This is a genomic window from Azospirillum sp. RU38E, assembly GCF_900188385.1.
Lineage (GTDB): Bacteria > Pseudomonadota > Alphaproteobacteria > Azospirillales > Azospirillaceae > Niveispirillum.
Map to the genome: position 1 here is coordinate 1 of NZ_FZOI01000054.1, position 2534 is coordinate 2534.

Annotated in this window: 1 protein-coding gene; it reads left to right on the forward strand. The window is 67.0% G+C overall.

Annotated elements, in window-relative coordinates; translation table 11 throughout:
* Positions 1–2534, forward strand: a 2534-nt coding sequence (locus CHB97_RS25605) for a putative Ig domain-containing protein (protein ID WP_200820139.1), incomplete at both ends; no start/stop codon positions are given.

Here is a 2534-nt window from a genome sequence, read left to right on the forward strand (position 1 = left end):
GGCAATGGTATCGGTGTCACCGGTTCGGGCAGCGGCACGCTGACCCTTTCCGGATCGCTGGCCGCCATCAACAGCTTCGTCAATGCTGGCAGCGTTCGCTACCAGACAGCAGCCGACAGCACCGCCAGCCAGACACTGGCCATCACCATCAACGATGGCGGCAATACCGGCACCGGCGGGCCGTTGTCCGCCAGCAGCAACGTGACCCTCAATGTCACGGCCGTGAATGATGCGCCGAGCATCACCGCACCCGGCAGCTTGTTGGTAACGGAGAATGTTGCAACCGCCCTGACCGGCATCAGCTTCAGCGATGTCGATGCCGGGACCGGAACGGTCACCGTCACCCTCTCCGTCGGGGCCGGCAGCCTCTCGGCAGCGGGCGGCAATGGCGTCAACGTCACCGGCACGGGCAGCGGCACGCTGACCCTCTCCGGCTCGCTGGCCGCCATCAACAGCTTCGTCAATGCTGGCAGCGTCCGCTTCCAGACCGCAACCAACAGCACCGCCAGCCAGACGCTCACCGTCTCCATCGATGATGGCGGCAATACCGGTACCGGCGGTCCCCTGACCGCCAGCACCAGCGTTGCGCTCAATGTCACCGGCGTGAACGTGGCTCCCAGCATCAATGCACCGGGCAGCCTGACGGTGACGGAGGATGTCGCCACCGCCCTGACCGGCATCAGCTTCAGCGATGCTGACGCCGGGACCGGGATCGTCACCGTCACCCTCTCTGTCGGGGCCGGCAGCCTCTCGGCGACGGGCGGCAATGGTATCGGTGTCACCGGTTCGGGCAGCGGCACGCTGACCCTTTCCGGATCGCTCAGCGACATCAACAGCTTCGTCAATGCTGGCAGCGTTCGCTACCAGACAGCAGCCGACAGCACCGCCAGCCAGACACTGGCCATCACCATCAACGATGGCGGCAATACCGGCACCGGCGGGCCGTTGTCCGCCAGCAGCTCCGTGACCCTCAACGTCACGGCGGTGAATGATGCGCCCAGCATCAATGCACCGGGCAGCCTGACGGTAACGGAGGATGTCGCCACCGCCCTGACCGGCATTAGCTTTGCCGACGTGGATGCCGGCACCGGGACGGTCACCGTCACCCTCTCCGTCGGGGCCGGCAGCCTGACGGCAGCGGGCGGCAATGGCGTCAACGTCACCGGGTCGGGCAGCGGCACGCTGACCCTCTCCGGCTCGCTGGCCGCCATCAACAGCTTCGTCAATGCCGGCAGCGTCCGCTTCCAGACCGCCGCCAACAGCACCGCCAGCCAGACGCTCGCCATCACCATCAACGACGGTGGCAATACCGGCACCGGCGGGCCGTTGTCCGCCAGCAGCTCCGTGACCCTCAACGTCACGGCGGTGAATGATGCCCCCAGCATCACAGCACCGGGCAGCCTGACGGTAACGGAGAATGTCGCTACCGCCCTGACCGGCATCAGCTTCGCCGACGTGGATGCCGGGACCGGAACGGTCACCGTCACCCTCTCTGTCGGGGCCGGCAGCCTGTCGGCGACGGGCGGTAATGGCATTGGCGTCACCGGGTCGGGCAGCGGCACGCTGACCCTCTCCGGCTCGCTGGCCGCCATCAACAGCTTCGTCAATGCCGGCAGCGTCCGCTTCCAGACCGCCGCCAACAGCACCGCCAGCCAGACGCTGGCCATCACCATCAATGATGGCGGCAATAGCGGTACCGGTGGGCCGCTGACAGCCAGCAGCAGCGTGACGCTCAACGTCACGGCGGTGAATGATGCGCCCAGCATCACTGCCCCGACCACCATCACCGTGACGGAGGATGTGGCAGCCGTGCTGACGGGCATCAGCTTCAGCGACGTGGATGCCGGGACCGGAACGGTCACCGTCACCCTCTCTGTCGGGGCTGGCAGCCTGACGGCCACCGGCGGCAATGGCGTCGGCGTCACCGGGTCGGGCAGCGGCACGCTGACCCTTTCCGGCTCGCTGGCCGCCATCAACAGCTTCGTCAATGCCGGCAGCGTCCGCTTCCAGACCGCCGCCAACAGCACCGCCGGCCAGACGCTGACCATCACCATCAATGATGGCGGCAATAGCGGTACCGGCGGGCCGCTGACCGCCAGCAGCAGCGTGACCATCAATGTCACGCCGGTCAATGATGCGCCGGTCGCTACAGGCGTCGCGATCCCGCTGATCCAGGGTCAGGTCGGTCAGCCCCTCAATGTCACCCTGCCGGCCGGGCTGTTCAGCGATGCGGATGCCAATGACACTCTGACCCTGTCGGTACGCGACCTGCCGGCTGGGCTGAGCTTCGATGCCGCCACCCGGACAATTTCCGGCAGCCCGCTGACCGCAGGTACAGGCATAGCCATTACGGTTATCGCCACCGACCAGGCAGGGTTGACCGCGGAAGTTACGGCACAGGTGCAGATCGCAGCAGAACCGGTGACGGTCCCGGTATCCCCGCCGCCGCCGCCGCCGCCGGCACCGGCACCGACCACGACAACGCCGACAGTCTCGGTCACCCCGACGGTTACGACCAGCCTGCCGACAACAAC